The organism is Stenotrophomonas sp. GD03877, from assembly GCF_029840555.1.
Lineage (GTDB): Bacteria > Pseudomonadota > Gammaproteobacteria > Xanthomonadales > Xanthomonadaceae > Stenotrophomonas > Stenotrophomonas geniculata.
On record NZ_JAOCCT010000020.1, the window covers coordinates 52,053 to 78,914 of the forward strand.

Sequence of the window (26,862 nt, forward strand, 5' to 3'; positions counted from 1 at the left end):
GCAGCTGCGTCCACGTGGAAATGAGCATTACCCCTGGGAGGGACGTGAAGCTAGGCAGTGCAGTGTGAAGGGTGCGTGCAGGCGCGGCACGTGCCAATGGTCCTGTGCGGCTGAATGCGACACAGAGTACCATCACCCACCCTCTGTGTTCTGGAACCGACCTGCATGCGTCCTGGTGCGACTACGCGTGACCGCTGGATCTGGATGACCTCCGCCGTACTGCTGGCAGCGACCATCGCGTTGGAACTGGTGGTTCCGCTGGGCTATGCCGTTTGGCTGGCGTACTTCCTCGCTGTTGGCGTCACGCTGTTCCAGCGCAGTGCGCGCGCGCCGTTCATCGTGGCCGTCGTCGCCTGCGTCCTGTTGATCATTGGCTACAACGTCGCTCCGGCCAGCTCCAACTCGGCGTTCTCGTTCGTCAACCGAAGCATCGGTGGCTGTGCGTTCCTGATGATCGCGTTGATCGTCTCCCGCGCCATCCAGGCGCGGCGCGAAGCGATGCGGGCGCTGTGGCTGCAGGAAGCCGAGAACGCGGTGGCGATGAGCCTGCGCGGTGACCTGGGTCCGGAGCAGATCGCCGAGGCCGCGGCAACCAGCCTGGGGGCCCAGCTGCAGGCGGATGTCGCCGCCGTCTACCGCCTGGAAGGCGGGCGGCTGCAGCTGACCGGCGGGCTGGCATTGCCGTCCGGCATGCCGGCGTCGCTGGCATTGCAGGAGGGCGTGGCCGGGCAGGTGGCGCGGGATGAACGCATCCGCCACCTGCACGGGGGCGACGATGCGGTGCTTGAACTTCAGACCAGCCTGGGGCGCTTGCCGGTGCGCGAGCGCATCCTGGCGCCGATCAGCAGCGATGGTGCGGTCGTGGGCATCATTGAGCTGGGACGCACCCGTGCCGGCGAACAGGATCGACTCGATGTCGAGCTGCTGGAGCGATGTTCAGAGACCATCGGCATGGCGCTGCGGGCCTCCCTGCTGCGCGCGCAGCTGGTTGTTCTGCTGGAAGAGTCGCAGCGCCAGGGCGAGGAACTGCAGGCCCAGCAGGAAGAGCTGCGCGTGGCCAATGAGGAACTGGAAGAGCAGAGCCGCAGCCTGCTGCAGTCGCAGAGCCATCTGGAAGAACAGCAGGCCGAGCTGGAACAGAGCAACGTCCAGCTGGAAGAGCGAACCCACGAGCTGGAGGCGCAGAAGCAGGCGCTGCTGGTCGCGCAGAGCCAGCTGGTGCGCAACAGCAACGAGCTGGCCGCTACCTCGCGCTACAAGTCCGAATTCCTGGCCAATATGTCGCACGAGCTACGCACGCCGCTGAACAGCTCGCTGATCCTGGCCAAGCTGCTGGCCGACAACAAGGACGGCACGCTCACCGAAGAACAGGTGAAGTATGCGCGCGCGATCCTTTCGTCCAACAACGACCTGCTGGCGTTGATCAACGACATCCTGGACCTGTCGCGCATCGAGGCCGGCCACGTCGAGCTGGCCGATGAAGTGGTGGTGACGGACAGCGTGCTGCAGCGCCTGCGCGAGACCTTCGAGCCGATGGCGCGGCAGAAGGGCCTGGTGCTGCAGATCGAGGCCGATGCGCTGGCGCCGAGCCAGCTGGTGGTCGACAGCCAGCGCCTGCAGCAGATCCTGAAGAACCTGCTGGCCAATGCGGTGAAGTTCACCGAGCATGGAAAGGTCAGCCTGCACGTGCGTGCGGGCGGCCAGGGCCGCATCCGGTTCGAGGTCTGCGACAGCGGTATCGGCATTGCCCGAGAGCAGCTGCAGGTCATCTTCGAGGCATTCCGCCAGGCCGATGGCAGCACCCGCCGCCGCTACGGTGGCACCGGCCTGGGGCTGTCGATCTCGCGCGATCTGGCCGAGCGCATGGGCGGCAGCATCCAGGTCGACAGTGAACCGGGCCGCGGCAGCTGCTTCATCCTGGAACTGCCGTTGCAGGGTGCGCCCGCATCGAACGCCACTGACAACTCCGTGGCGCCCGTGGCGGCGCCGGCCATGGCCGCTGTGCCGGCGATGCCGGTACCTGCAACGGCTGCGGTGGCGCCGACCACGACGGTGCCCAGCGTGGCCGATGACCGCGGTCGTCGCCAACGCGCTGGCCGCTTGATCCTGGCCGTTGAGGACGACGCCACGTTCGCCGAAGCGCTGGTGGCCCTGGCCCATGAACTGGACTTTGACTGCGTGGTGGCCGGAACCGCCGAAGAGGCGCTGACCCTGGCCAGCGAACTGCGCCCGAACGGCATCCTGCTCGATATCGGCTTGCCGGACGTGTCCGGCCTGAGCGTGCTGGAGCGGCTGAAGCGTAACCCCGATACCCGGCATATCCCGGTGCACGTGGTCTCGGCGATGGACCGCAGCCAGGTGGCGCGCGAGCTGGGCGCGATTGGTTTCGCGATCAAGCCGACCACGCGCGAGCGTCTGGTGTCGGCCATCGAGCAGCTGGAGCAGACCAGCCAGCGCGACGTGCGGCGTCTGCTGATCGTCGAGGACGACAGTGAGCTGCGCCACAACCTGGAACTGCTGCTGGGCCGTGATCAGCTGCAGATTGTCGCGGTGGGCACTCTGGCCGGTGCGCTGGAGCAGCTCAGCACGGTCACGTTCGACTGCATGGTGATGGACCTGTCGCTGCCCGACGGCAGCGGCTACGACCTGCTCGAGCACATGGCCGGCAACGATGACGTCGGCTTCCCGCCGGTGATCGTCTATACCGGTCGCGCGCTCGGCCGCGAGGAAGAGCAGCGCCTGCGCCGCTATTCAAAGAGCATCATCATCAAGGGCGCCCGTTCGCCTGAGCGCCTGCTGGATGAAGTGACCCTGTTCCTGCACAGCGTCGAGGCCAGCCTGCCGACCGACCAGCAGCGCCTGCTGCGCGAGGCGCGCCGTCGCGACACCGTGCTCGATGGACGCACCGTGCTGCTGGCCGAGGATGACGTGCGCAACATCTTCGCGCTGTCCAGCGTGCTCGAGCCGCTGGGCGTGACGCTGGAGATCGCGCGCAACGGCCAGGAAGCGGTGGATCGCCTGGCCGAGCGCGACGTCGACCTGGTGCTGATGGACATCATGATGCCGGAGAAGGATGGCCTGGCCGCGATGCGCGAGATCCGCGCGCAGCGTCACCTGCAGGACCTGCCGATCATCGCGCTGACCGCCAAGGCGATGCCCGATGATCGTGAGCGCTGCCTGCAGGCCGGTGCCAACGACTACATCGCCAAGCCCATCGACGTCGACAAGCTGGTCTCGCTGTGCCGGGTCTGGTGCTCGCGGCAATGAACGAACAGGCCCTGTTCGACCTGGAACTGAAGGTCCTGCTGGAGGCGCTGTACCAGCGTTACCACTACGATTTCCGCAGTTATGCGGTGTCATCGCTGCGCCGGCGCATGCGTCAGGCGATGCAGCGCTATGAGTGCGAACGGCTGGTCGACCTGCAGTACCGGCTGCTGCACGAGCCGGAACTGTTCGCCCAGGCCATGCAGTTCTTCACCGTGCAGGTCTCGGAGATGTTCCGTGACCCCGCGTACTTCCGTGAGCTGCGCGAGCAGGTGGTGCCGGTACTGCGCACCTATCCCTCGGTGAAGTTGTGGGTGGCCGGTTGCAGCACCGGCGAGGAAGTGTGGTCGCTGGCGATCCTGCTGCACGAGGAAGGCTTGCTTGATCGCAGCATCGTCTATGCCACCGACATCAATCCGGCCGCGCTGGCCACTGCCGAGGCGGGTGCCTATGGCATTGACCGGATGGCCCAGTTCAGCCGCAACTATCTGGCGGCCGGCGGCACGGCGTCGCTGTCCGACTATTACGCCACGGCGTACGACGGTGCGGTGTTCGACCGCCAGCTGCGCCGCAACGTGGTGTTCGCCGACCACAGCCTGGCCACCGATACCGTGTTCTCTGAAGTGCACCTGGTGTCGTGCCGCAATGTGCTGATCTATTTCAACCGCGATCTGCAGGACCGCGCGGTGGGCCTGTTCCGTGAGGCGCTGGTGCATCGAGGCTTCCTTGGCCTGGGCAGCAAGGAGTCGCTGCAGTTCGGGTGCCACCATGACGCCTTCGAGGTCTGTTCGCGCGAGCACCGCCTGTACCGGAAGGTGGCCTGATGACGCTGCAGGCGCGTCCAGCCGTGCTGGTGATCGGCGCGTCCGCCGGTGGCGTGGCCGCCCTGCAGGCGGTGCTTGGTGCACTGCCGGGCACGCTGCCGGTACCGGTGCTGGCCGTGCTGCACCTGCCGCGTGACCGTACCAGCCGCATCGCCGAGGTGCTGGCGCCGTACTGCGCGTTGCCGGTGCGCGAAGCCGAAGACAAGCAGCCGTTGCAGCCGGGCACGGTGACGTTCGCGCCGCCGGATTACCACCTGCTGGTGGAGGACGAGGGATCGGTGGCGTTGTCGGTGGATGCGCCGGTGCTGTTTTCCCGTCCGGCCATCGATCCACTGTTCGACTCCGCTGCTGCAGTGTTCGGCGGGCAGGTATTGGCCCTGCTGCTGACCGGTGCCAGCAGCGATGGCAGTGAAGGCGTGGCTGCGGTGCGCGCCGCCGGTGGCCGTGCCTGGCTGCAATGTCCCGAGGAGGCCGAGGCGTCGATGATGCCGGCTTCCGCCCTGCAGCATGCCGGCGCCGATGCCGTGCTGCCCCTTGAACTGATGTGTCGCCGCCTGAAGGAGTTGTTTGCATGAACCTGTTGCCACCGGACCCTGCGCAGCCGCAGACCCCGGTCAACCTGCTGATCGTCGATGACGTGCCGCAGAACCTGGTAGCCATGCAGGCCCTGCTGCAGCGAGAAGGGGTCAACCTGCTGCTGGCCGGCTCGGGTGCGCAGGCGCTGGAGCTGCTGCTCGAGCACGAGGTGGCATTGGCCCTGCTTGACGTGCACATGCCGGAGATCGATGGCTTCACCCTGGCCGAACTGATGCGCGGTTCGCATCGCAGCCGCGACGTGCCGATCATCTTCCTGACCGCCTCCCCGGATGATCCCCTGCGCGTGTTCAAGGGCTACGAGAGCGGCGCGGTCGATTTCCTGCACAAGCCGGTGGCGCCGCAGGTGATCCTGAGCAAGGTCAATGTCTTCATCGAGCTGTACCAGCAGCGGCAGCTGCTGAAGGCGCGCAACGAGGCGCTGGAACGCGCGCTCAAACTCAACGAAACGATGGCCGCGGTACTGACCCACGACCTGCGCACGCCGCTGTCGGCCATCCTGCTGTGTGCCGACAAGCTGGCGCTGGATCTTCCCGAAGACAACACTGGCGCGCAGCAGACGCTGCAGTACCTGGAGGCCAGCACCCTGCGCATGGCACGCATGGTCGAGCAGTTGCTGGACTTCTCGCGGATCCGCAGCGGCGGCCTGCGCCTGCAGGCCAGTGCCTGCGATCTGGCCGACGTGACCCGCGCAGTGGTGGCTGAGGCGGGCAGTGCGCATGGGGCAGGCCGGATCCATCTGGACATGCACGGTGATACGCGGCTGCAGGGCGATCTGGACCGTCTCGGCCAGGTTGCCGCCAATCTGGTCGGTAATGCGCTGACCCACGGCAGCGAGGCGAGGGTGGAGGTGGACGGGCGCGACCCCCGCAGCGTGCTGTTGCGTGTGAGCAACGCCGGCCGGATCGACGACGCGCTGCTGCCGCGGTTGTTCGAGCCGTTCAAGGCCAGCTTCCACCAGAGCAAGGGCCTGGGGCTGGGTCTGTACATCGTCGATCAGTTCGTGCGCGCGCATGGGGGGCGTATCGCCGCGCGCAACGAGGCCGGGCAGGTGGTCTTCGAAGCCTTGCTGCCGAGGCGCGTCGAGGGGCTGCCTGCAGCAGCAACCTGAATTCTTCAGGAAACGCCTGCGGGTGTTGAGACGGACTCGTCCGCAACTGCTACCGTGGGTGTACATCCTGTCAAGGAAGCACCATGCCACTGCGTGCCATCGCCTATGTCAGCCAGGCGCTGCCGGATCTTTCCGCTGAACGGTTGCGGGCGCTGGTCGACGATGCAGCCCGCTTCAACAAGATGGCGGGCGTCACCGGTGTGCTGCTGCATGACGGCAGGCGATTCCTGCAGTACATCGAGGGGCCGCCGGACGGTATCGATTCGGTCTATGAGCGCATCCTGCAGGCCGGCAGCCATGTCGACATCATCGAGCTGGCGCGCGGCCGCCTCGGCCAGCGCCAGTTTCCGTACTGGTCGATGCGCGCGTTGCCGGTGGAAGAGGCGCTGCTGCGCCAGCTGTCATCCAGCGACTGGTCGGGCTTTACCCGTGCCCTCCAGGGTGATCGTTCCGCGCCGACGCCGGTGGATCTGCTCGACAACGTCGTGCAGCCAGTCCTGCACGCCGGCTGAGCGTCAACGCGAGGTGCCGCCGCAGTAGGCGGCATGCAGCGCCTGCAGCACGCCCAGTGCGGGCCCTTCAATCACGCGGTAGTGGATCGCCTGCGCTTCGCGCCGGGTCGCGACGATGTCCAGTTCGCGCAGCACCGCCAGATGCTGTGACAGCGCTGATGCGCTGAGTCCGGTCAGTGCCTGCAGTTCCGGCACCGGCGCCTCACCTTCGACCAGGCGGCATAGCACGCGCAGCCGCGCAGGATGGGCCAGGCTCTTGAGCAGGGCTGCAGCCTGCGAGGCGTGCTCGGCCATGGCGGCGCTGTCGAGCGGGGGGCGGGCCATGGTTGACCTGTGGATTTAGAAAAAGCTAATTTAGAAAAAGCTAAATCAAAAGGCAAGCGAATGTACGGAATGGGCGGAGGCAGGTCATGACCCTGCCGTGGGCCGCGGTGGCGGGGGGCGCGGTGATCGGTGCGGCGGCGGTGGTGCTGCTGGCAACCACGGGCCGGGTGGCCGGCATCAGTGGCATCGCTGCTGGCAGTGTGCGTGCCGCGCCAGGTGAGCGAGGTTGGCGCTGGGCGTTCCTGCTTGGCCTGCTGGCTGCTGCAGGGTTGGTGCTGTGGTGGCAGGCCGCGCCAGGGCAAGCGCCCCGCGCCCTGCTGCGTGATGCCTTGCCGGCGTGGCAGCTGGTCGGTGCCGGCCTGCTGGTCGGCTTCGGTACGCGGTTGGGCAATGGCTGCACCAGTGGTCACGGGGTCTGCGGCCTGGCCCGCGGCTCAAAGCGGTCGCTGCTGGCGGTGCTGGTGTTCATGGCCTGCGCGATGCTGACCACGTTCCTGATCCGTCACGGCGGAGGCTTGGCATGAGCCGCGCGATGGTGGCCGCCGGTGCGGCAGGCGCGCTTTTCGGCGCAGGCCTGGCGTTGGCCGGCATGACCGATCCGCGCCGCATCCTCGGTTTCCTCGACATCGCCGGCGATTTCGATCCCACCTTGGCCTGGGTGCTGGCCTCTGCACTGCTGGTCAGCGCGGTTGGCCAGCGCTGGGTGCTGCGGCGCGCGCGTCCGTCCTGCGCAACGCGCTTCCAATTGCCCGCTGCGCGCGGTGTCGATCTGCGCCTGGTGCTGGGCGCGGCGTTGTTCGGCATCGGCTGGGGCTGGGCAGGCTATTGCCCGGGCCCTGCCATCGCCGGGCTGGCGGTGGGATCGCGCGAGGCGCTGTGGTTCGTGCCGGCGATGCTTGCAGGTTTCTGGCTGCACGATCGCGCGGTCCGCTGAGGCTTCACCGCTGTGTCACCCTGCATGGGGTCATATCCATGGATCAAGGGGAAAGGAGCGCAACGACATGGCACGGATGAAGTGGAAGGAAAAGGCACTGCTTGCGGTCGCACTGGCCGCCGCCGCAGCACCAGCGCTGGCCTGCACGCGTGCGGTGTACCTGGGCGACAACGGCGATGTGATCACCGCGCGCTCGATGGACTGGAAGGTCGATGTGGCGACCAATCTCTACGTGCTGCCGCGCGGTATCGCACGCAGCGGCCAGGCTGGCCCGAAGTCGCTGGCGTGGACCGCGCGCTACGGTTCGGTGGTGGCCACCGGCTACGACGTATCGACCACCGATGGCATGAACGAAAAGGGCCTGGTGGCCAACCTGCTGTGGCTGGTCGAGTCGGAGTATCCGCAGCAGCGAGGCAACAAGCCGGGCCTGGCCATCTCGCTGTGGGCGCAGTATGTGCTGGACAACTTCGCCACCGTGGAAGAGGCGGTCACCGCGTTGAAACGCGAGCCGTACGCGATCGTCACCGACAGGGTGCCCGGCGAAGATCGACAGGCGACGCTGCACCTGTCGCTGTCAGATGCCAGCGGCGACAGCGCCATCGTCGAGTACATCGGCGGTCGCCAGGTGATCCACCATGACCGGCGCTATCAGGTGATGACCAACTCGCCGATCTTCGAGCAGCAGCTGGCCCTCAACAGTTACTGGCAGCAGATCGGCGGCACGGTGATGCTGCCGGGTACCAACCGCTCCGCTGACCGCTTCGCGCGCGCCTCGTTCTACATCAACGCCATTCCCAAGGCCGAGGATCCGGTGGTGGCGCTGGCCAGTGTGTTCAGCGTGATCCGCAACACCTCGGTGCCGTACGGCATCACCACGCCGGGCGAGCCGAACATCTCATCCACACGCTGGCGCACCGTGGCTGACCACAAGCGGCGGCTGTACTTCTTCGAATCGGCGCTGACCCCGAACACCTTCTGGGTCGATCTGAACAAGGTCGATTTCGGCGGCAAGGTACTCAAGCTCGATCTCGGCCCGGACCAGCGCAATACCTTCGCTGGCGATGCACTGGGCCACTTCGTGCCCAGCGCACCGTTCACCTTCCTCGGCGTCGACGGTTAGTTCGACGCCTGGCTGGAGGCCGGGTAGACCGCCTGGATCGTGCAGCTGCCGCGGGTGTACTGCGGCAGGGGCGCGATCCCGTCATGGCGCAGGTCGCCTGCTTCGAACCCGGCGGTCTTGACCCGGTCGCCGGGATTGCCGCAGATCAGGCCATTCTGCAGGCCGGAGTGGAAGCTGAGCTGTGGCGCACGATCGAGCTGGCGGCAATGGCTTCCGAGTTCGACCCGGTAGTAGCGATGGCCACCATTACGGTGCGGATTGGTCTCCACCAGCATGCCCTGCGGGTCGGAGGACCAGGCGCGCACGTTGCGCGTGGCAAAGCAGTAGGACGGCGAGCCGCCGAAGCTGCGGCGTACCTCCTTGCGTTCGCGGATGGTCACGGCGGGCAGGGTGGCCGTGCGCAGGCGGTCGCTGTCGCGGGCGACGCTGGCGTAGTCACGATCCTGCAGCGGGGTGACCGCGCTGATGGCGCATCGGCGGCCGTCGACCACGACGCGTTCGCTGGGGCGGCCGCAGGCCCAGCCGGCGGGGGCTTCCAGCTTCAACGAGGTGGCACCGCGGACGCCGGGACAATCTTCGTTGAAGTCGATCCGATAGGCCTGGCCGGAGGCGGCGCGTAGTGCGATTGAGCGCGGTGATGCCTGCTCCACTTCCTGTACGCCGACAGCGTCCATGCAGTGCGGGGCCGGTGGCGTGCGCTCCTGTGCGGAGGCCGAAGCTGCGAGCATCAGGCCGAGGCTGGTGGCGAGCACCAGGGACACCTGCTGATGGGTCATGTCCTGCACTCCCTGCGTTGGATGACGGATCGACTATAGCAGCGGTTTGCACGGCCGTTGTTACACGCGCAAACTGCACGGATGGGCGCCATCTTCCATCTGCGGCACTACGGGCAGGCCACTGGCCTGGACCGCCATGACTACGCGCAGTGGGTGCTGCCGCTGCAGGGTGAGCTGCACTTCGAGATGGAGGGGCGCGGCGGTCGGCTGGACCTGCTGCAGGGGGCTTTTGTTGCCGCCGGCGAAGCGCATGACCAGATGGCTGACGGTCCCAATGGGTTCGTGATCGTTGACTGTCCTCCGGGCGTGCTCGATGACGGCACGCAGGAGCATCTGTGCCGGCAGCGCTGGCTGCATCTGCCGCTGGCATTGCGTCGGCGCCTGGCCGAGGTGCAGGCAGGGCAGCCGATGCCGGCGCTGCTGCCGCAGTTGCTGCAGGTATTTGCGCCGGCGGGCAGCGGCGCGCGCATGCAGGGCCTGTGCGCGGCGGTTCAGTCCGATCCCGGGCAGGCGTGGCCGGTGGCGCGCATGGCTGCGTTCGTCGGGGTCAGCGAGAGCCGGTTGCACGCACTGTTCCAGCAGGAGTTCGGGCTCAGCCCGCAAGCCTGGCTCAGTGCGTGCCGGTTGCGCTGGGCCAAGCATCGGTTGCGCACCAGCACGGCGCCGATCAGCGATGTCGCGCTGGCCGCAGGCTATTCCGAGCAGAGCGCACTGACCCGCGCGCTGCGCCGCGAGTGTGGCCAGACCCCGGCCGCGTGGCGCAGGAGCGCCGGCTGAGTTGTAGAGCCGAGCCCACGCTCGGCTGCCCTTATCTGCACAAGGGCGAATCGCAGCCGAGCATGGGCTCGGCTCTACAGAGGTGACAAGGCAGTAGCCTGGGTCAAGAGCGCCCACCGGTCAGCGCTTACACTGCGCGGCCCGTTCTCTCCCCCGAAGAACCCGAATGCGCAACAACCCGATGGCCCTGGGCATCGCCAATGGCGTTGCCGCCGGCGCGCTGTGGGGCGTGGTTTTCCTCGCGCCCGCCGTGCTGCAGTCGTTCAACGCCCTGCAACTGTCGGCCGGTCGCTATCTGGTCTACGGCCTGATCGCCGTAGCCCTGCTGCTGCCGCGATGGAAGCGGCTGGCACCGCGGCTGGGCCGCGCCGAATGGATCGGCCTGCTGTGGCTGAGCCTGGCCGGGAACCTGGTGTACTTCCTGCTGCTGGCGACGGCGGTGCAGTGGGCAGGCGGTGCCGCCGCGTCGCTGATCGTTGGCCTGATCCCGGTGGTGGTCACCTTGGTCGGCGTGCGCGAGCAGGGCGCGGTGCCACTGAAGCAGCTGTTGCCGGCACTTGGGCTGTGCGTGTTGGGCGTGGCACTGGTTGGCTGGGAAGCACTGATGTCCGAGCACCTGGCAACCCCGTGGCGGCAGCGTCTGATTGGCCTGCTGTGTGCGTTTGGCGCGCTGTTCTCATGGGCGTTGTACTCGATCGGCAACAGCCGCTGGCTGGCGCGCCGACCGGATCTGTCCAGCCACGACTGGTCGCTGCTGACCGGCGTGACGACTGGCGGCCTGGCCCTGCTGCTGGTGCCGATGGCCTTCATCGGTCACACCGGCGGGCACACAGCGGCACAGTGGAGTGGTTTCTGGGCGATCAGCGCCGGTGTGGCAGTGGTGGCCTCGATCCTCGGCAATGCGTTCTGGAACCGTGCCAGCCGCCTGCTGCCACTGACGCTGACCGGCCAGATGATCGTGTTCGAGACGCTGTTTGCGTTGCTGTATGCCTTCGCCTGGCAGCAGCGCTGGCCGACGCTGCTGGAGGTGCTGGCAATCGTGTTCCTGGTAGCCGGCGTGATGCTGTGTGCGCATGCCCACCGCACACCGCGGGCGATCGCCGAACATGCCGGCTGAATGCGGAAGTCATGGGTGCTGATGCAGGTTTGGTCTCAGTTGCAACCAAATGTCGGCACGTTGGCCGATGATCGCCGCAGCGAATTTTTGCATCGCAGCACTTGACAGCCGCCCGGCGCGCAGTGTTTTCTGTACGCCATGGTTCTTGATGCCGCCCACGCCAGCCTGATCGCCCCCGCTACTGCGGGCCGTTCGACTGCGCCGGTCGCCACCACCACCATTACCACCACCACCGTCACCACTGCCCTGGTGCGGCCCGTCGTCTTCGTGTAACTCCCGAAAACCACGGCCCCGCACCATACAGGTGGCGGGGAAACTCGACACCTGCATGCGACGGGGCCTCCTACCGAGGTCTGCATGTCTTCCCACGCCCCCGCTCATCCCGTTGCCCCGGCCGACCTGGCTGCACCGTCCATTGTCGTGCACAAGTTCGGTGGCACCTCGGTGGCCGATGCCGAACGTTACCGCCATGTTGCCGGCCTGCTGCTGGCCCGTCCCGAATCGCTGCAGGTCACTGTCGTCTCGGCGATGAAGGGCGTTACCGACGCGCTGATCGAGCTGGCGGAGCTGGCGGCCAAAGGTGATGAAGGCTGGCGTGAAGCCTGGCATGCGCTGCGCGCGCGACATCGCGGCGCTGCCGTGGCGCTGTTGGGCGAGCAGGTGGGCGAGACGGTCGAATGGATCGACGCCCGCTTCGAGCAGCTGGCCGAAGTGCTGGCCGCGCTGGCGGTGATCGGCGAGCTGCCGCGCGAGGTTCTGGACCGCGTGCAGGGGCTGGGCGAAGTGTTCTCCGCGCAGCTGCTTGGTACCCACCTGCGTGCAGTGGGAGAAGACTGTGCGGTGCTCGATGCGCGCGAGGTACTGGTCGTCGGGCATGGCGAACTGGGCGTGGATGTCGACTGGGAGGCCAGTGCTGATCGCCTTGCCAAGTGGCGCCTGCAGCATCCACAGTCGCGCCTGGTTGCCACCGGATTCGTCGCACGTGATCGCGATGACCGCATCACCACGCTCGGCCGCAACGGCAGCGACTACTCCGGTGCGATCTTTGCTGCGCTGTTCAATGCCGATGAACTGCACATCTGGACCGACGTCGATGGCGTGCTGTCGGCCGACCCGCGGCTGGTGCCTGAAGCCGTGCAGCTGGAATCGCTGAGCTACGACGAAGCCTGCGAACTGGCCTACTTCGGTGCCAAGGTGGTGCACCCGCAGACGATGTCGCCGGCGATCCGTCTCGGCCTGCCGATCTTCATCCGCAACACGTTCCAGCCGGGGCATCCGGGTACGCGCATCTCTGCCGAGCGCTCGCCGCGTGGGCCGGTGAAGGGCCTGACCCTGAGCCCCGGGCTGGCCCTGCTGAACCTGGAAGGCACCGGTCTGATTGGCGTGCCCGGTACCGCCGAGCGCGTATTCTCCGCCCTGCGACAGGCACAGGTGTCGGTGGTGATGATCTCGCAGGGGTCGTCGGAGCATTCGATCTGCTGCGTGGTGCGTGCTGCCGAAGCGGCGCGTGGCCGCGAGGCGCTGCTGCACGCGTTCGCGCATGAACTGTCGGTCGGGCAGGTGCAGCGCGTGCAGGTCAGTGAGGGCGTCAGCGTACTGGCGGCGGTGGGTGACGGCATGGCCGGCCAGCCGGGTGTGGCCGCACGCCTGTTCGAGGCACTGGGGCGTGCGCAGGTGAACATCCTGGCGATCGCACAGGGTTCGTCCGAACGCAACATCTCGGTGGCGGTGGACAGCGCCGATGCGACCCGTGCGCTGCGCGCGGCGCATGCCGGTTTCTGGCTGTCGCCGCAGACCTTCGCGGTGGGTGTGATCGGGCCGGGCAATGTCGGTGCCGCACTGCTGGACCAGCTGCTGGCCGCCCGCCCGCAGCTGCTGGCCAAGGCCAATGTGGATCTGCGCCTGCGCGCGCTGGCCTCGCGTTCGCGCATGCGGCTTGAAGTGGATGGCCTGCATGCAGACTGGCGCGAAGCGCTGCGGGACGTGGGCGAATCCAGTGATCTGGATCGCTTCACCGAACACCTGCTGGCCGCGCACCTGCCGCATGCGGTGGTGATCGACTGCAGCGGCAGCGCCGAGGTGGCTGAGCGTTACGAGGGCTGGCTGGCGGCCGGCATCCACGTGGTCACCCCGAACAAACAGGCTGGCGCCGGCCCGCTGCCGCGTTACCAGCGCATCCGCGCCGCCGCGGCGGCCAGTGGTGCGCGCTTCCGCTACGAAGCCACGGTAGGCGCGGGCCTACCGGTGATCACCACGCTGCGCGATCTGGTCGATACCGGTGACGAGGTGCTGGCGATTGAAGGCATTTTCTCCGGCACGCTGGCCTGGCTGTTCAATCGTTTCGACGGCAGCCAGCCGTTCTCGCAGTTGGTGGCGCAGGCGCGGTCGATGGGCTACACCGAACCGGACCCGCGTGATGATCTGTCCGGTGTGGACGTGGCGCGCAAGCTGGTGATCCTTGCCCGCGAAGCCGGCCACGCACTCAGCCTGGAACAGGTACAGGTGGAAAGCCTGGTGCCGGCGCTGCTGCGCGACGGCAGCGTGGATGACTTCATGGCGCGGCTGGGCGAGTCCGATGCCAGCCTGCTTCAGCGCCTGCAGGACGCGCGGGCGCGTGGCTCGGTGCTGCGCTATGTGGCACAGCTGGGTGCCGACGGCGCCTCGGTGGGCCTGCAGGAACTGCCCGCCGATCACGCCTTCGCCAATCTGCGGCTGACCGACAACGTGGTGCAGTTCCGTACCCGCCGTTACTGCGACAATCCGTTGGTGGTGCAGGGGCCGGGGGCGGGCCCGGAAGTCACAGCGGCCGGTGTGTTCGCCGACCTGCTGCGGGTGGCCGCCGGCGAAGGAGCGCGCCTGTGATCGCACGTGCGTTCGCGCCTGCCTCGGTGGCCAACGTGGCGGTGGGCTTCGACATTCTTGGTCATGCCGTTGCCGGAGTTGGCGATACCGTGAGCGTGCGCCGCATCGATGAGCCGATGGTGCGCATCGATGCGATACGTGGCAGTGCGGTCGAGCTGCCACTGGATGCGGCTGGAAACACCGCAGGTGCTGCGCTGATATCGCTTCGCGCAGGGCTGGCCCTGGACTTCGGATTCGCGGTGGAGATCGACAAGGGCATTCCATTCGGTTCCGGCATGGGCGGTTCGGCAGCGTCGTGCGTCGCTGCGCTGGTTGCCGCCAATGCACTACTGGATGCGCCGCTGACGCGCGAGGCGCTGTATCCGTTTGCGCTGGATGGCGAGGCGGTGGCCAGTGGTGGCCGTCACGGTGACAACGTGGGGCCATTGCTGCTGGGCGGGCTTGCGCTGTGCACGGCCGACCGCCTGCTGCCGATTCCGGTACCGGCTACTTGGCACAGCCTGCTGGTGCATCCGCACGCGGTGCTGGAAACACGCCGCGCACGCCAGGCGCTGCAGGGCAGCTATGCGCTGGGTGAATTCGTGGCACAGAGTGCGAACCTCGCGCTGGTACTCAGCGGCTGCCATCGCAGCGACGCCGCGCTGGTCCGTGCTGGCCTGCGTGATGTGCTGGTGGAGCCGCGCCGCGCCGGCCTGATTGCGGGCTTCGAGGCCGCACGCGATGCGGCGCTGTCTGTGCATGCGCTGGGCGCGGGCATTTCGGGCGCGGGCCCCAGCGTGTTCGCCTGGTTTGAGGACGCCGACCAGGCCCGCGCCGCTGCCGCACCGGTGCAGGCGGCATTCGCCGCCGCCGGTTTCGACAGCGATGCCTGGGTGTCGCCGCTGGATGCACCGGGAGCCCGCTTGTGCTGAATCCTTCCCCTTTACTGGATACCCAACCCATGCAATTTGTCTCGACACGCGGCCAGTCCCCGGCTGTTGGCCTCAGCGCGGCGATCGCTGCAGGATTGGCGCCCGATGGTGGGCTGTATGTTCCGCAGGTGCTGCCGGCGCCACGTGAGCTGCAGGCCGGCGCAACGCTGGCCGATACCGCCGCCGATCTGCTGGCACCGTTCTTTGCAGGCGATGCTCTGGAGGCAGCGCTGCCATCGATCTGCCGCGAGGCGTTCGACTTTCCGGTACCGCTGCGTCCACTGGGCGGCGGTGACCATGTGCTGGAGCTGTTCCATGGGCCGACGGCGGCGTTCAAGGATATCGGTGCGCGCTTCCTGGCCGGTACGCTGTCGCGGCTGCAGGCTGGCCAGGATCGCGACCTGACGATCGTCGTCGCCACCTCCGGCGATACCGGTGCCGCGGTGGCGGCGGCGTTCCATCGCCAGCCCGGCGTGCGCGTGGTGGTGCTGTATCCGGATGGCCGCGTGTCACCACGGCAGGCGCATCAGCTCGGCTGCTTCGGCGACAACATCCAGGCGCTGCGCGTGGCCGGTGCCTTCGACGACTGCCAGGCGATGGTCAAGCAGGCGCTGGCTGACCGCGAACTGCAGGCGCAGGTGCCGTTGAGTTCGGCCAACAGCATCAGCCTCGGCCGCCTGCTGCCGCAGATGAGTTATTACGCGCGTGCGGCACTGACCCATCACGCTGACACCCGTCGCCGGCTCAACCTGGTGGTGCCGACCGGCAATCTTGGCAACGCGATGGCGGCTGTGCTGGCGCGCGCGCTGGGCGTGCCGATCGGGCAGATCGTGCTGGCCACCAATGCTAATGCGGTACTGCCGGCGTACTTCAATGGTGGCGACTACCAGCCGCAGGCCAGCGTGGCCACCGTTGCAAATGCAATGGACGTAGGGGCGCCAAGCAACTTCGAGCGCCTGCGCTGGCTCTACCACGGCGATGACGCCGAGCTGCGCGCTGCGTTCCGTGCGTTCGCGGTGGACGACGTGACCATCCGCGCCACGATTGCGGCTGCGCACGCCAGCAGTGGCGAGCTGTTCTGCCCGCATACGGCGACGGCGGTTAAGGTGCTGCAGGACCTGCGCGCGCGTGGTGCCAAGGGTGACTGGGCGGTGGTGGCTACCGCCCATCCGGCCAAGTTCGAGGCTGTGGTCGAGCCCTTGATCGGTGGCCCGGTGGCGGTGCCGCCGGCGTTGGACGCGCTGTTGCAGCGACCGGCGCACGCCGAGCCATTGGCGGCCGATTACGCGGCGTTGCGTGAGATGTTGGCTCTCATGTAGAGCCGCGCCATGCTCGGCTGCTGTTCGCGCACGGCGCGATGAGTCGAGCATGGCTCGACTCTACAATGCCCTTCGCGCAACACGGGTAGTGCCGGCCGCTGGCCGGCAACCCCATGAACTGCGAAACCCTCAGATCAACCTTCACCCGCCAGCGTGCGCAGCCCGTCCTCGTCAAGGATCTCCACCACGTTCAGGTGGGGCAGGGCGATCAGCCCCTGCTGGCGCAGCTTGGTGAAGGTGCGGCTGACCGTTTCCATGGTCAGGCCCAGGTGGTCGGCGATATCGCCACGGCCCATCGGCAGCGACACGCGCAGGCCGTCGCCGCCCAGCTTGGCCTCGCGTGCGGCCAGGCGCAGCAGGAAATCGGCCAGCTTCTCGGCTGGCTGCAGGCGTGCCAGTGCCAGCGCGGCATCCTGTGCGGCATCCAGTTCCTGGCAGGCGCGCTGCAGCAGCTTGCGCTCCAGGTGCGGAAAGCGGCTGCGCAGTGCCTTCATCTGCGGCAGCGCGACGCGGCAGACGCGGCTGTCGGCGATGGCCTCGATGTCGTAGCGATGGTGGTCGCTGCCGCTCAGGCCCAGGTAGTCGCCGGGCAGCACGAAGCCGTTGATCTGGCGCCGGCCGTCGGCCAGGGTGCGTACCAGGCGCAGTGCGCCGCCGGTCAATGTATAGACATGGTCGCGCTCTTCACCGGTGCGGGCCAGCGTGCTGCCCATGCTGACCTGCTGCGAGACGGTGACCTGCTCCAGCGCCTGCACTTCATCGGGCGACAGCGCCGAGCACACCGCAAGGTGGCGAACCGAGCAGTGCAGGCAGTCCAGCGTGGTGCAGGACGGCGAGGCGGGATCGTTGGTGGCGGGCGGAGCGCCGGAAGGCCGGGACATGTTGCGTGGGCGTATCGCGGGCGGGGGAGGGCCTTATGATACTTCAAGCGGCCGTTCGACCCTGCCCGAGGCGGGAGCGCTAGAATGTCGCCCCCTCCCACGTCCCGTTCCAGCAGGAGTTCCGCCCGTGATCAAGCCCCGTACCCCGCCCGGCACCCTTGAGCTGCTGCCGCGCGAGCAGATTGCGTTCCAGCGCATGCTGGACGTCATCCGCCGCAACTACGAGCGCTTCGGGTTCCTGCCGGTGGAGACGCCGGTGTTCGAGCTGTCCGACGTGCTGCTGACCAAGTCCGGCGGCGAGACTGAGCGCCAGGTGTACTTCGTGCAGTCCACCGGTGCGTTGGCCAACGCCGCCGAGTCAGGTGACCGTTCGCTGCCGGAGATGGCGCTGCGCTTCGACCTCACCGTGCCGCTGGCGCGCTACGTGGCCGAGCACGAACATGAACTGACCTTCCCGTTCCGCCGCTATCAGATGCAGCGCGTGTACCGCGGCGAGCGCGCCCAGCGCGGTCGTTTCCGCGAGTTCTACCAGTGCGACATCGACGTGATCGGCAAGGACAGCCTGAGCGTTCGCTATGACGCCGAAGTGCTGGCGGTCATCCACGCGGTGTTCTCGGAGCTGCGCATTGGTGATTTCAGCATCCAGCTGAACAACCGCAAGCTGATGCGCGGTTTCTTCGAGAGCCTGGGCGTGGCCGAAGGCGAGCGCCAGCTGGCGGTGCTGCGCGAAGTGGACAAGCTGGACAAGCGTGGCGCCGATTACGTGCGCGAGACGCTGGTGGGCGAGGGCTTCGGGATCCCGGCCGAGCAGGTCGAGAAGATCCTGGCCTTCGTGGCCGTGCGTTCGCAGGGTCATGCCGATGCGCTGGCGCAGCTGGCCACGCTTGAAGCCGACGCCGGTTCTTCGGAGATCCTGCGTACCGGTGTTGCCGAACTGCGCGAAGTACTGCAGCTGGTGCAGGCGCTGGGCGTGCCGGAAACCGCGTACTGCCTGAACTTCTCTATTGCGCGCGGCCTGGACTACTACACCGGCACCGTCTACGAGACCACGCTGACCGATCACCCGCAGATCGGCTCGATCTGCTCGGGCGGCCGCTACGAAGACCTGGCCAGCCACTACAGCAAGTCGAAGCTGCCGGGCGTGGGCATCTCCATCGGCCTGTCGCGCCTGTTCTGGCAGCTGCGCGAAGCTGGCCTGATCGAGGGCATCGAAGGCAGCAGCGTGCAGGCGCTGGTAGCACTGATGGACGAGCAGGGCATGCCGCAGTCGCTGGACATCGCGCGCCGCCTGCGCGCCGGTGGCATCAACACCGAAGTGCAGATGGAGCCGAAGAAGATCGGCAAGCAGTTCCAGTACGCGGCCAAGGCGGGCATCCGCTTCGTGGTGCTGGCCGGTGAGGACGAACTGGCGCGCGGCGTGGTGGCGGTGAAGGACCTGCTGCGCGAGCAGCAGTTCGAAGTTTCCCGTGACGAGCTGGCCAGCACCCTGCAGGTGGAGCTGGAGCAGTCCAGGGCGATGGCGTGATGCGGGCCGCCGCAGGGGCGCTGAGCGTGCTCCTGTTGGCGGGCTGTCAGAGCGACCCGGCGCTGCACAGTGCGCGGATCGGTCCAGCGCACTACCGGCTGCAGGTTGATCGCTGCCACGTGATCGACCGCGCGCAGCTGGAGGATGACCTGCAGGCCCTGGCTTTGCGGAAGTGCCCGGCGGGCGCAGGGGCGTTGGAGAACATCCAGTCCCTGCCAAGCCGGAAGGGCAGCCTGTTCGGCGAATGCCTGCGGCGCGGTGCGCTGCAGGCCGAGCTGCGTTGCCTGCCTTGAGTTGGGCCAGATTGTTGATTTGAAAGCAGAACGCCCGCCCTTTGGTGGGCGTTCTGCGTTTCCGGACGAAGCGCAGTCGAGCATGGCTCGACTCTACAAAAGCCGGTTCCGATCCGATCCACGCTGTTCTGACAGATCGCGGCCAACGCTCAGGACATCAGCATTTGCTTTTGCTCTCGCTCTTGGCGGGTGCAGGGCAGCAGCCCTGCCGCCCCCTCAACCCTCGATTTGACGCAGTGCGAAAGAATGCGTTAATGTACTAACGCGCTATTACATTGACGCATGGAAACGACCCCGTGAAAGCCCGCCCCGACATTGCCGCCAAAGACCCGAAGGCCGACCTGCAAGCCCTGGCCCAGGCCTTTGCTGCCCTGCGCGAGCCGGAGCAGGTGGAAGCGTTCCTGCGCGACCTGTGCACGCCGGCCGAGCTGGAAGCCATGGCCGACCGCTGGAAGGTGGTGCCGCTGCTGCAGCAGGGCGTGCCGTATCGCGAGATCCACGAGCGCACCGGCGTCAGCGTGACCACCACCGGGCGAGTGGCACGCACGCTCGAGCATGGCCATCGAGGCTATGCCGCTGCCATCGACCGCCTTGCTTCGCGCTGATCCGCGCCCCGTTCCGAACTTCGAGACCTCCCCCATGAGTGCAACCCAGGCAGCGCCGGCACGAGACCGGTTGCGTATCGCCATCCAGAAGAGTGGCCGGCTGGCCGAGCCCGCCCGCAACCTGCTCAGCGCCTGTGGCCTGAGCTGGCGCGAGAGCCGCGACAAGCTGTTCTGCTACGGCGAATCGCTGCCGGTGGATCTGTTGCTGGTGCGCGACGACGATATTCCCGGCCTGATCGCCGACGGCGTCTGCGACCTCGGCATCGTTGGCCGCAATGAACTGGATGAGCAGGCCGCGGCGCGTCGCCAGATCGGCCTGCCGGATGCTTATCAAGCGCTGCGCGGGCTGGGCTTCGGCCAGTGCCGGCTGATGCTGGCGGTGCCCGAGGAATGGCAGTGGCAGGGCCCGGCGCAGCTGGCCGGCACCCGCATCGCCACCAGTTACCCGGCCATCCTCAAGCAGTGGCTGGATGAGCAGGGCGTGGATGCGCAGGTGGTCGAGCTGTCCGGGTCGGTGGAAATCGCGCCGCGCCTGGGTACCGCCGACCTGATCTGCGACCTGGTCTCCAGCGGCGCCACGCTGCGCGGCAACCAGTTGACCCCCGTGCACAACCTGCTCGACAGCGAGGCGGTGCTGGCTGGCGCGGTGCGCGTGCCGGATGACGCTCGCGCGTCGCTGCGCGCGATGCTGCTGCGCCGTCTCGACGGCGTGGTGCAGCGCCAGGACCGCAAGCTGCTGATGTTCCGCGCCAGCGAGGATCGCGTCGATGCGCTGTCGCAGTTGCTGGCCGATGCCGAGCCGCTGGTGCGGCTGCCGGCCGATGGCGGCGCGCTGCGCTTGCAGACCATGTGCCCCGGCCCGTTGAGCTGGCAGCGCATGGAGGAACTTGAGCGCGCGGGTGCGCAAGGCCTGATGGTACTGAGCGTGGAGCGGTCGCTGGCATGAACCGTCTGATCTGGTCGCAACTTGATGAGGCCGCGCGCAGCGCGGCGCTGACCCGCCCGGTGCAGACCGTGGCGCAACAGACCCGTGACGCGGTGGCTACGCTGATCGCCCAGGTGCGCGGGCAGGGCGACGACGCGCTGCGTGCGATCACCGCACGTTTCGATGGTGTCGAGCTGGTCTCCTTTGAAGTGTCCGAAGCCGAGTTCGCGGCCGCCGAAGCGGCGGTGCCGGCCGAACTGCGCCAGGCGATGGTCGAAGCTGCCGAGCGCATCACGCGCTTCCATGAGGCTGGCATGGGCAAGGGCTATGCCGTGGAGACCGCACCGGGCGTGGTCTGCGAACGCATGCTGCGGCCGATCGGCCGGGTCGGCCTGTACGTACCGGCCGGCAGTGCGCCGCTGCCGTCCACCGCGCTGATGCTGGGTGTGCCGGCACGGTTGGCTGGTTGCCCGCAGGTGGTCTTGTGCACGCCGCCGCGCGCCGATGGCAGCGCGGATCCGGCGGTGCTGGTGGCCGCGCGCCTGACCGGCGTGCAGCGTGTATTCAAGCTGGGCGGCGCGCAGGCCGTCGCGGCCATGGCTTACGGCACGGCCAGCATTCCGGCCTGCGACAAGCTGTTCGGGCCCGGCAACAGCTTCGTGACCGAAGCCAAACAGCAGGTGGCACAGGACGGCGCCGCCGCCATCGACATGCCGGCGGGTCCTTCGGAGGTGCTGGTGATTGCCGATGCCGGCGCCAATCCAGCCTTCGTGGCCGCCGACCTGCTGTCTCAGGCCGAGCACGGCCCGGATTCGCAGGTGCTGCTGCTGACCGACGATGCCGCGATGCTGGCGGCGGTCGAGGCCGAAGTGGAGCGCCAGGTGGCCCTGCTGCCGCGCCAGCAGATCGCACGCCAGGCGTTGTCGGCCTCGCGCCTGATCCAGGTCGATTCGGTGGACGAAGCCTTCGCGATCAGCAACCGCTATGCGCCCGAGCACCTGATCCTGGCCCTGCGCGACCCGCGCGCGTGGCTGGACAAGGTGCAGGCGGCCGGCTCGGTGTTCCTGGGGGATTACACCCCCGAAGCACTGGGCGACTACTGCAGCGGCACCAACCACGTGCTACCCACGGCCGGTGCCGCGCGTGCTTACAGTGGTGTCAGCGTGGCCAGCTTCCAGAACCTGATCAGCGTGCAGAGCGCCAGCGCCGCCGGCCTGGCGGCAATCGGCGGCTGCGCACGCATCATGGCCAGCGCTGAAGGCCTGGACGCGCACGAACGTGCGGTTGCCCTGCGCATGGAGGCCGCCGCATGAGCGCCGCCATTGATGACGTGCTGGCACTGGTGCGCCCGGATCTGCAGGCCTTCGCCGGCTACAGCTCGGCGCGCAGTGCGGCGGTGCAGGGCGAGGTCTGGTTGAACGCCAATGAGTCGGCCTGGGCCAATCCCGCTGATGCCGCAGGCAGCAGCCGGCGCTATCCCGAACCGCAGCCGTTGGCATTGCGCGAGAGACTGGCGGCGCTGTACGGCGTGACGCCACAGCAGCTGCTGATCGGTCGCGGCAGCGACGAAGCCATTGATCTGCTGGTGCGCGCGCTGTGCGTGCCGGGCCGCGATGGCGTGCTGGTCACACCGCCGGTGTTCGGCATGTACGCGGTCTGTGCACGCCTGCAGGGCGCCGCACTGCTTGAAGTGCCGCTGGTGGATACCGAAGACGGTTTGCGTGCGGATCTGGATGCGGTGATCGATACGGCCAAGTCGCGCAACGCCAAGCTGGTCTTCCTGTGCGCACCGTCCAACCCGGCCGGCAGCGATATCGGCCTGGACGAGATCGAGCGGGTGGCCACTGCTCTGCGCGGGCAGGCGCTGGTAGTGGTCGACGAGGCCTATGTTGAGTACGCACAACGCCCGTCGGCAACCACGCTGCTGACCGCGCATGCCAACGTCGCCGTGCTGCGTACGCTGTCGAAGGCGCACGCGCTGGCCGCGGCCCGAATCGGCACCCTTATCGCCGCACCGGAGCTGATTGCCGTGCTGCGCCGCTGCCAAGCACCGTACCCCGTGCCGACCCCATGCGCGGACCTGGCCGTGCAGGCACTGCAGTCGGCCGCGCTGGCACGCACTGCTGAGCGCGTGGCCACGGTCATCGCCGAGCGCGAACGCCTGTTCGCGTCGCTGCCCGGCCTGCCCGGCGTTCGTCGCGTGTACCGCTCGTCCGGCAACTACCTGCTGGTCCGCTTCTCGGATGCCCAGGCCGCGTTCGATACGCTGCTGGCTGCTGGCGTGGTGGTGCGCGATCAGCGCGCCGCGCCGCAACTGGGCGATGCCCTGCGCATCAGCATCGGCAGCCCCGAAGAGAACGACCGCGTGCTTGCGGCCCTGTCGGCGCGGAGGGCCGCAGCATGACCCCGATCCTGTTCATCGACCGCGACGGCACCCTCATCGAGGAGCCGTCCGATTTCCAGATCGATGCCTACGAGAAGCTGCGCTTCGTGCCGCAGGTGATCCCGGCGCTGCTGAAGCTGCGGGATGCCGGCTACCAGTTCGTGATCGTCACCAACCAGGATGGCCTGGGCAGCGACAGCTACCCACGTGCCAGCTTCGATGGCCCCAACGAGCTGATGCTGCAGATCTTCGAGAGCCAGGGCATTACCTTCCGTGACGTGCTGATCGATTGCAGCTGGCCGCAGGACAACGCGCCGACCCGCAAGCCGGGCATCGGCCTGATGACCGCCTACCTGCAGGATCGCAGCATCGACTGGGCACGCTCCGGCATGGTGGGTGACCGCATCACCGATCTGCAGTTTGCCGACAACCTCAACATCCGCGGTTTCCAGCTGCGCACCGAGCAGTTCGGTGGCGAGTGGGACTGGCCGGGCATCGCCCACGCGCTGGCCGACGCGCCACGCACCGCAGTAGTCCAGCGCAATACCAAGGAAACGAAGATCCGCGTTGAGCTGGACCTGGATCGTGCGGGCGATGCACGCATCTCCACCGGCCTGCCGTTCTTCGACCACATGCTGGAACAGATCGGCAAGCACGGTGGCTTCGCGCTGGACATCCAGGCCGAGGGTGACCTGCACATCGACGAGCACCACACCATCGAAGACACCGGGCTCGCATTGGGCCAGGCCCTGCGCGAGGCGCTGGGCGACAAGCGCGGCATTGGTCGCTACGGTTTCACCCTGCCGATGGACGAGACCCTGGCCAGCGCGGCACTGGATTTCAGCGGCCGGCCGTACTTCGTGTTCGAGGGTGAGTTCAAGCGCGAGCGGGTGGGCGACATGCCGACCGAGCTGGTGCCGCACTTCTTCCGTTCGCTGTGCGATGCCAGCGGCCTGAACCTCAACCTGCAGGTGCGCGGTGACAACGATCACCACAAGGTCGAGGCCTGCTTCAAGGCGCTGGCGCGTGCGCTGCGTCCAGCGTTGGCCCGGCAGGGCACCGCGCTGCCTTCCACCAAGGGGGCGTTGTGAGCGACGTCGCGCTGATCGACGCGGGTGGTGCCAATCTTGGTTCGGTGCGCTATGCGCTTGAACGCCTCGGCGCAAGCGTTCGGCTGGTGCGCGATGCCGATGGGCTGGCCGGCGCGCAGCGGGTGATCCTGCCCGGCGTCGGTGCGGCTGGTCCAGGCATGCAGCGCCTGCACGCGCAAGGCCTGGTCGAGCCGCTGCAGCGACTGGAGGTGCCGCTGATGGGTATCTGCCTCGGCATGCAGCTGCTGTTCGAACGCTCCGAGGAAGCGGGCGTGGAGACACTGGGGCTGATTCCCGGCGTGGTGCGCAAGCTGGTGCCGGCCTGCGGCATCCGCGTGCCGCACATGGGCTGGAACCGGCTGCTGCCGCTGCGCGAATCGCTGCTGCTGCGCGGTGTACCGGAGCGCGCCAGCGCCTACTTCGTGCACAGCTATGCGGCGCCGCTCAATACCCACACCGTCGCTGCCTGCGACCACGGTGGCCTGTTCACTGCCGTGGTGGAGCAGGGGCGTTACTACGGCGCACAGTTCCACCCCGAGCGCTCCGGCGAGACCGGCTCGCTGATGCTGCGCAATTTCCTCGAGGGCACCGCTGCATGAGTTTCATCGTCTACCCCGCGCTGGATATCCGCGATGGCCGCGTGGTGCGGCTGCGCCAGGGCGACTACGCGCAGGAAACCACCTATGGCGACGATCCATTGCCACGCGCGCGGGCCTTCGCCGCGCGAGGTGCGCAGTGGATGCATCTGGTCGACCTGGACGCTGCACGCGCCGGTGGCTACACGCTGGCACCGCTGCTGTCGTCGATCCGCGCGCAGACGCCGCTGCAGGTGCAGACCGGTGGTGGCGTGCGCGGCCGCGCCGATGTAGCGCGCATCCTCGATGCCGGCGCGGGCCGCGTGGTGGTCGGTTCGCTGGCCGTGCGTCGTCCCGATGAAGTGGTCGGCTGGCTGGAGGAATTCGGCGCCGATCGCATCACCATTGCGCTGGACGCTCGTCAGGATGCGCAGGGCCAATGGCAGCTGCCGGTGCACGGCTGGACCGAGAACGCCGGGGTAACCCTGGATGAGCTGGCGCAGCGCTACGCGCGCGCCGGCATGCGCCACCTGCTGTGCACCGACATCGCCCGCGACGGCATGCTGGCCGGGCCCAACATCGGCCTCTACCAGCACCTGTCGGGCTTGCTGCCGGGTGTGGCGGTGCAGGCCTCCGGTGGCATCCGCGACGTGGCCGATGTGGCCGAGGCCCGTGCCGCCGGCTGCGGCGGCGCCATCCTCGGCAAGGCGCTGCTGGAGCAGCGCATGGACCTGGCGGAGGCACTGGCATGTTGAGCCGGCGCATCATTCCGTGCCTGGACGTGCGCGATGGCCGCGTGGTCAAGGGCGTGCGTTTCCGCGACCACGTCGACATGGGCGATATCGCCGAGCTGGCGCAGCGCTACCGTGACCAGGGCGCCGACGAGCTGGTGTTCTATGACATCGGCGCCAGCCCCGAGGCGCGCTCAGTGGACGTGGCCTGGATCGAGCGCATCGCGCGGCTGATCGACATTCCGTTCTGCGTGGCCGGTGGCATCGACAGCGTGGAAACTGCGCGTCGCGTGTTGTTCGCCGGCGCCGACAAGGTGTCGATCAACTCGCCTGCGCTGGGCCGTCCCGAACTGATCACAGAACTGGCCGACGAGTTCGGCGTGCAATGCGTGGTGGTCGGTGTCGATTCGGTGCGCGAAGCGGATGGCCAGTGGCGGGTGCGCCGTTTCAGCGGAGACCCGGACAAGACCCAGGCGGTGCCACTGCGCACCCTGGACTGGATTGTCGAGGCGCAACGGCGGGGCGCCGGCGAGATCGTGCTGAACTGCATGGACAGCGACGGCGTGCGCCGTGGCTACGATGTCGTGCAACTGCAGCAGGCGCGGGCACTGTGCCAGGTACCGTTGATCGCCTCTGGCGGTGCCGGTGCGATGGAGCACTTCGCCGAAGCCTTCGACCAGGCCGACGTCGACGGCGCGCTGGCTGCCAGCGTGTTCCACAGCGGCGCCATCGCCATTCCAGAATTGAAGCGCTACCTGCGCGGACAGCAGATCGAGGTGCGGGATGTCTATTGAAATCAGGCCGTCCTTGGACGCGTTGCAGGCGCTGGACTGGGGCAAGGGCGACGGCCTGCTGCCGGCGGTGGTGCAGGATGCCGATACCCTGCAGGTGCTGATGCTGGGCTATGTCAGCGCAGAGTCGCTGGCGGCCACGTTGGCCATCGGCCACATGACTTTCTTCAGCCGCAGCAAGCAACGGTTGTGGACCAAGGGTGAGCAGTCCGGCAACGTGCTGGTGGTGCAGTCGATCAGCGTCGACTGCGATGCCGATACGTTGCTGGTGATGGCACGTCCCGCCGGGCCGACCTGCCATACCGGCGCCGAGAGCTGTTTCGACCAGGCGCCGAAGGACTTCCTGGGCGGGCTGGGCCAGCTGGTGGCGATGCGCGAGGCGCAGCGGCCACCGGGCAGCTACACCACCAGCCTGTTCGAGGGCGGCATCCGCCGCATCGCGCAGAAGGTGGGCGAGGAGGGCGTGGAGACAGCCCTGGCGGCGGTGGCGCAGGACGATGAAGCGCTGCTGGGCGAGGCATCGGACCTGCTGTACCACCTGCTGGTGCTGCTGCGCGCGCGTGGTTTGTCGCTGGAGGATGCGCGGGCGGTGCTGGAAAAGCGCCATCGTTGAGGAA

28 protein-coding genes are annotated in these 26,862 nt (G+C 67.8%); 24 read left to right on the plus strand and 4 right to left on the minus strand.

Annotated elements, in window-relative coordinates:
* Positions 1-165: 165 nt before the first annotated feature.
* The 5 genes from N5D20_RS15195 to N5D20_RS15215 all read left to right on the plus strand — a co-directional run bounded on the left by N5D20_RS15195 (position 166) and on the right by N5D20_RS15215 (position 6,305).
* The gene (locus tag N5D20_RS15195) at positions 166-3,267 is read left to right on the plus strand and encodes a response regulator (protein WP_197578786.1); all 3,102 of its coding nucleotides are present in this window, start codon (positions 166-168) and stop codon (positions 3,265-3,267) included.
* Positions 3,264-4,088: a CheR family methyltransferase gene (locus tag N5D20_RS15200; protein ID WP_032127427.1), complete on the plus strand. Its 825-nt coding sequence runs from the start codon at positions 3,264-3,266 to the stop codon at positions 4,086-4,088. The genes N5D20_RS15195 and N5D20_RS15200 overlap by 4 nt, the downstream gene beginning before the upstream one ends.
* Entirely contained in the window at positions 4,088-4,663 is a 576-nt protein-coding gene (locus tag N5D20_RS15205; RefSeq protein ID WP_197578787.1) for a chemotaxis protein CheB, read from the plus strand. The genes N5D20_RS15200 and N5D20_RS15205 overlap by 1 nt, the downstream gene beginning before the upstream one ends.
* Positions 4,660-5,793 (plus strand): hybrid sensor histidine kinase/response regulator, encoded by a 1,134-nt coding sequence (locus N5D20_RS15210; RefSeq protein WP_010482609.1) that lies wholly within the window; start codon positions 4,660-4,662, stop codon positions 5,791-5,793. The genes N5D20_RS15205 and N5D20_RS15210 overlap by 4 nt, the downstream gene beginning before the upstream one ends.
* Positions 5,794-5,876: 83 nt before the next feature.
* Positions 5,877-6,305, plus strand: coding sequence for a BLUF domain-containing protein (locus N5D20_RS15215; RefSeq protein WP_197578788.1), 429 nt, complete (start codon positions 5,877-5,879; stop codon positions 6,303-6,305).
* Between the two features lie 3 nt (positions 6,306-6,308).
* On the opposite strand, the gene N5D20_RS15220 is transcribed toward N5D20_RS15215, so the two are convergent.
* Entirely contained in the window at positions 6,309-6,629 is a 321-nt protein-coding gene (locus N5D20_RS15220; RefSeq protein ID WP_019338489.1) for a metalloregulator ArsR/SmtB family transcription factor, read from the minus strand.
* Between the two features lie 86 nt (positions 6,630-6,715).
* On the opposite strand from N5D20_RS15220, the gene N5D20_RS15225 reads away from it, so the two are divergent.
* From N5D20_RS15225 to N5D20_RS15235, 3 genes are all read left to right on the plus strand, one after another.
* Positions 6,716-7,153: a YeeE/YedE family protein gene (locus N5D20_RS15225; protein ID WP_049436271.1), complete on the plus strand. Its 438-nt coding sequence runs from the start codon at positions 6,716-6,718 to the stop codon at positions 7,151-7,153.
* Complete coding sequence (locus N5D20_RS15230) at positions 7,150-7,563, plus strand: DUF6691 family protein (protein ID WP_043397189.1); 414 nt, start codon at positions 7,150-7,152, stop codon at positions 7,561-7,563. Before N5D20_RS15225 ends, N5D20_RS15230 begins: the two co-directional genes overlap by 4 nt.
* Before the next feature lie 67 nt (positions 7,564-7,630).
* Complete coding sequence (locus N5D20_RS15235) at positions 7,631-8,683, plus strand: linear amide C-N hydrolase (protein WP_043397191.1); 1,053 nt, start codon at positions 7,631-7,633, stop codon at positions 8,681-8,683.
* On the opposite strand, the gene N5D20_RS15240 is transcribed toward N5D20_RS15235, so the two are convergent.
* On the minus strand, positions 8,680-9,459 hold the full coding sequence (locus tag N5D20_RS15240) for a DUF6491 family protein (protein WP_197578789.1): 780 nt from the start codon (positions 9,457-9,459) through the stop codon (positions 8,680-8,682). The genes N5D20_RS15235 and N5D20_RS15240 overlap by 4 nt on opposite strands.
* Positions 9,460-9,540: 81 nt before the next feature.
* On the opposite strand from N5D20_RS15240, the gene N5D20_RS15245 reads away from it, so the two are divergent.
* A complete protein-coding gene (locus N5D20_RS15245; protein WP_071305728.1) occupies positions 9,541-10,236 on the plus strand; it encodes an AraC family transcriptional regulator in 696 nt (231 codons plus the stop codon).
* Between the two features lie 166 nt (positions 10,237-10,402).
* A complete protein-coding gene (locus N5D20_RS15250; protein ID WP_197578790.1) occupies positions 10,403-11,353 on the plus strand; it encodes a DMT family transporter in 951 nt (316 codons plus the stop codon).
* Between the two features lie 9 nt (positions 11,354-11,362).
* On the opposite strand, the gene N5D20_RS15255 is transcribed toward N5D20_RS15250, so the two are convergent.
* Complete coding sequence (locus tag N5D20_RS15255) at positions 11,363-11,683, minus strand: hypothetical protein (protein ID WP_197578791.1); 321 nt, start codon at positions 11,681-11,683, stop codon at positions 11,363-11,365.
* Between the two features lie 27 nt (positions 11,684-11,710).
* Here N5D20_RS15255 and thrA point away from each other — a divergent pair, with 27 nt between their 5' ends.
* Genes thrA through thrC form a run of 3 tightly spaced genes read left to right on the plus strand, consistent with a single transcriptional unit; the run spans position 11,711 to position 16,445 of the window.
* Positions 11,711-14,215: a bifunctional aspartate kinase/homoserine dehydrogenase I gene (gene thrA, locus N5D20_RS15260; protein WP_197578792.1), complete on the plus strand. Its 2,505-nt coding sequence runs from the start codon at positions 11,711-11,713 to the stop codon at positions 14,213-14,215.
* Positions 14,212-15,126, plus strand: coding sequence for a homoserine kinase (locus N5D20_RS15265; protein ID WP_197578793.1), 915 nt, complete (start codon positions 14,212-14,214; stop codon positions 15,124-15,126). The genes thrA and N5D20_RS15265 overlap by 4 nt, the downstream gene beginning before the upstream one ends.
* A 29-nt stretch (positions 15,127-15,155) precedes the next feature.
* Positions 15,156-16,445, plus strand: a complete 1,290-nt coding sequence (gene thrC, locus N5D20_RS15270) for a threonine synthase (RefSeq protein ID WP_197578794.1) — start codon at positions 15,156-15,158, stop codon at positions 16,443-16,445.
* A gap of 134 nt (positions 16,446-16,579) precedes the next feature.
* Here thrC and N5D20_RS15275 read toward each other — a convergent pair whose 3' ends face one another.
* Positions 16,580-17,326, minus strand: a complete 747-nt coding sequence (locus N5D20_RS15275) for a helix-turn-helix domain-containing protein (protein WP_054171602.1) — start codon at positions 17,324-17,326, stop codon at positions 16,580-16,582.
* A gap of 127 nt (positions 17,327-17,453) precedes the next feature.
* Between N5D20_RS15275 and hisS the strand changes: the two genes are divergently transcribed.
* The 11 genes from hisS (at position 17,454) to hisIE (ending at position 26,858) form a co-directional block, all read left to right on the plus strand.
* A complete protein-coding gene (gene hisS / locus N5D20_RS15280; protein ID WP_197578795.1) occupies positions 17,454-18,851 on the plus strand; it encodes a histidine--tRNA ligase in 1,398 nt (465 codons plus the stop codon).
* Positions 18,851-19,144 carry a hypothetical protein gene (locus N5D20_RS15285; protein ID WP_049436257.1) on the plus strand — a complete coding sequence of 98 codons (294 nt, stop codon included), beginning with the start codon at positions 18,851-18,853 and terminating at the stop codon, positions 19,142-19,144. The genes hisS and N5D20_RS15285 overlap by 1 nt, the downstream gene beginning before the upstream one ends.
* A gap of 296 nt (positions 19,145-19,440) precedes the next feature.
* Positions 19,441-19,749: a YerC/YecD family TrpR-related protein gene (locus tag N5D20_RS15290; protein WP_162838414.1), complete on the plus strand. Its 309-nt coding sequence runs from the start codon at positions 19,441-19,443 to the stop codon at positions 19,747-19,749.
* A gap of 34 nt (positions 19,750-19,783) precedes the next feature.
* A complete protein-coding gene (gene hisG, locus N5D20_RS15295) occupies positions 19,784-20,695 on the plus strand; it encodes an ATP phosphoribosyltransferase (protein WP_197578796.1) in 912 nt (303 codons plus the stop codon).
* On the plus strand, positions 20,692-21,987 hold the full coding sequence (hisD, locus tag N5D20_RS15300) for a histidinol dehydrogenase (RefSeq protein ID WP_197578797.1): 1,296 nt from the start codon (positions 20,692-20,694) through the stop codon (positions 21,985-21,987). The genes hisG and hisD overlap by 4 nt, the downstream gene beginning before the upstream one ends.
* On the plus strand, positions 21,984-23,078 hold the full coding sequence (gene hisC, locus N5D20_RS15305) for a histidinol-phosphate transaminase (RefSeq protein WP_197578798.1): 1,095 nt from the start codon (positions 21,984-21,986) through the stop codon (positions 23,076-23,078). Before hisD ends, hisC begins: the two co-directional genes overlap by 4 nt.
* A complete protein-coding gene (gene hisB / locus N5D20_RS15310; RefSeq protein WP_159360073.1) occupies positions 23,075-24,148 on the plus strand; it encodes a bifunctional histidinol-phosphatase/imidazoleglycerol-phosphate dehydratase HisB in 1,074 nt (357 codons plus the stop codon). The genes hisC and hisB overlap by 4 nt, the downstream gene beginning before the upstream one ends.
* Positions 24,145-24,747, plus strand: a complete 603-nt coding sequence (gene hisH / locus N5D20_RS15315; RefSeq protein WP_049436250.1) for an imidazole glycerol phosphate synthase subunit HisH — start codon at positions 24,145-24,147, stop codon at positions 24,745-24,747. The genes hisB and hisH overlap by 4 nt, the downstream gene beginning before the upstream one ends.
* Positions 24,744-25,478: a 1-(5-phosphoribosyl)-5-[(5-phosphoribosylamino)methylideneamino]imidazole-4-carboxamide isomerase gene (gene hisA / locus N5D20_RS15320; RefSeq protein WP_049436249.1), complete on the plus strand. Its 735-nt coding sequence runs from the start codon at positions 24,744-24,746 to the stop codon at positions 25,476-25,478. The genes hisH and hisA overlap by 4 nt, the downstream gene beginning before the upstream one ends.
* Positions 25,472-26,248: an imidazole glycerol phosphate synthase subunit HisF gene (gene hisF / locus N5D20_RS15325; protein ID WP_005409431.1), complete on the plus strand. Its 777-nt coding sequence runs from the start codon at positions 25,472-25,474 to the stop codon at positions 26,246-26,248. Before hisA ends, hisF begins: the two co-directional genes overlap by 7 nt.
* Positions 26,238-26,858, plus strand: a complete 621-nt coding sequence (gene hisIE / locus N5D20_RS15330; protein ID WP_049436248.1) for a bifunctional phosphoribosyl-AMP cyclohydrolase/phosphoribosyl-ATP diphosphatase HisIE — start codon at positions 26,238-26,240, stop codon at positions 26,856-26,858. The genes hisF and hisIE overlap by 11 nt, the downstream gene beginning before the upstream one ends.
* Positions 26,859-26,862 lie beyond the last annotated feature (4 nt).

Coding starts and splice junctions, on each gene's coding strand:
- N5D20_RS15195 (WP_197578786.1), top strand. CDS start 166: ATGCGTCCTGGTGCGACTACGCGTGACCGCTGGATCTGGATGACCTCC.
- N5D20_RS15200 (WP_032127427.1), top strand. CDS start 3,264: ATGAACGAACAGGCCCTGTTCGACCTGGAACTGAAGGTCCTGCTGGAG.
- N5D20_RS15205 (WP_197578787.1), top strand. CDS start 4,088: ATGACGCTGCAGGCGCGTCCAGCCGTGCTGGTGATCGGCGCGTCCGCC.
- N5D20_RS15210 (WP_010482609.1), top strand. CDS start 4,660: ATGAACCTGTTGCCACCGGACCCTGCGCAGCCGCAGACCCCGGTCAAC.
- N5D20_RS15215 (WP_197578788.1), top strand. CDS start 5,877: ATGCCACTGCGTGCCATCGCCTATGTCAGCCAGGCGCTGCCGGATCTT.
- N5D20_RS15220 (WP_019338489.1), bottom strand. CDS start 6,629: ATGGCCCGCCCCCCGCTCGACAGCGCCGCCATGGCCGAGCACGCCTCG.
- N5D20_RS15225 (WP_049436271.1), top strand. CDS start 6,716: ATGACCCTGCCGTGGGCCGCGGTGGCGGGGGGCGCGGTGATCGGTGCG.
- N5D20_RS15230 (WP_043397189.1), top strand. CDS start 7,150: ATGAGCCGCGCGATGGTGGCCGCCGGTGCGGCAGGCGCGCTTTTCGGC.
- N5D20_RS15235 (WP_043397191.1), top strand. CDS start 7,631: ATGGCACGGATGAAGTGGAAGGAAAAGGCACTGCTTGCGGTCGCACTG.
- N5D20_RS15240 (WP_197578789.1), bottom strand. CDS start 9,459: ATGACCCATCAGCAGGTGTCCCTGGTGCTCGCCACCAGCCTCGGCCTG.
- N5D20_RS15245 (WP_071305728.1), top strand. CDS start 9,541: ATGGGCGCCATCTTCCATCTGCGGCACTACGGGCAGGCCACTGGCCTG.
- N5D20_RS15250 (WP_197578790.1), top strand. CDS start 10,403: ATGCGCAACAACCCGATGGCCCTGGGCATCGCCAATGGCGTTGCCGCC.
- N5D20_RS15255 (WP_197578791.1), bottom strand. CDS start 11,683: ATGCAGGTGTCGAGTTTCCCCGCCACCTGTATGGTGCGGGGCCGTGGT.
- thrA (WP_197578792.1), top strand. CDS start 11,711: ATGTCTTCCCACGCCCCCGCTCATCCCGTTGCCCCGGCCGACCTGGCT.
- thrC (WP_197578794.1), top strand. CDS start 15,156: ATGCAATTTGTCTCGACACGCGGCCAGTCCCCGGCTGTTGGCCTCAGC.
- N5D20_RS15275 (WP_054171602.1), bottom strand. CDS start 17,326: ATGTCCCGGCCTTCCGGCGCTCCGCCCGCCACCAACGATCCCGCCTCG.
- N5D20_RS15285 (WP_049436257.1), top strand. CDS start 18,851: ATGCGGGCCGCCGCAGGGGCGCTGAGCGTGCTCCTGTTGGCGGGCTGT.
- hisG (WP_197578796.1), top strand. CDS start 19,784: ATGAGTGCAACCCAGGCAGCGCCGGCACGAGACCGGTTGCGTATCGCC.
- hisD (WP_197578797.1), top strand. CDS start 20,692: ATGAACCGTCTGATCTGGTCGCAACTTGATGAGGCCGCGCGCAGCGCG.
- hisC (WP_197578798.1), top strand. CDS start 21,984: ATGAGCGCCGCCATTGATGACGTGCTGGCACTGGTGCGCCCGGATCTG.
- hisB (WP_159360073.1), top strand. CDS start 23,075: ATGACCCCGATCCTGTTCATCGACCGCGACGGCACCCTCATCGAGGAG.
- hisA (WP_049436249.1), top strand. CDS start 24,744: ATGAGTTTCATCGTCTACCCCGCGCTGGATATCCGCGATGGCCGCGTG.
- hisF (WP_005409431.1), top strand. CDS start 25,472: ATGTTGAGCCGGCGCATCATTCCGTGCCTGGACGTGCGCGATGGCCGC.
- hisIE (WP_049436248.1), top strand. CDS start 26,238: ATGTCTATTGAAATCAGGCCGTCCTTGGACGCGTTGCAGGCGCTGGAC.